The 345-nt window shown below is 24.3% G+C and carries 1 protein-coding gene; it reads left to right on the top strand.

The annotated features are described in order from the left end of the window. On the top strand, positions 1 to 345 hold a 345-nt coding region (yaaA, locus tag AYC60_RS02160), incomplete at both ends, for a peroxide stress protein YaaA (RefSeq protein WP_156447641.1).

The raw sequence follows: 345 nt of genomic DNA on the forward strand, positions 1-345 counted from the left end.
TAGATTGGATTTTTTGAATAATCTTTCTGTTGATGGGGTAAGTTTAAAAAAGTTTTGGCAAAAACAATATGATGATACGGTCAAAAATGAAGAATTAATTATTTCTTTACTATCAAATGAATTTGAAGAAGTTTTTAGTAAAGAGATAAGGGATAGAATGTATAAAATAGTATTTAAGGAATCAGGAAAGATACACTCTACTATATCTAAGAAAGCAAGAGGACAATTTTTAACAGCTTTAATAGAAAATAATATTCAGAGCATAGAAGAGATAGAAAAACTAAAATTTTGTGGTTATGAAATGGTTGAAAAAAGAGATAAAATCATATTTTTTGAAAAAAATAA

The organism is Streptobacillus felis (genome assembly GCF_001559775.1).
GTDB classification, from domain to species: Bacteria; Fusobacteriota; Fusobacteriia; order Fusobacteriales; family Leptotrichiaceae; genus Streptobacillus; species Streptobacillus felis.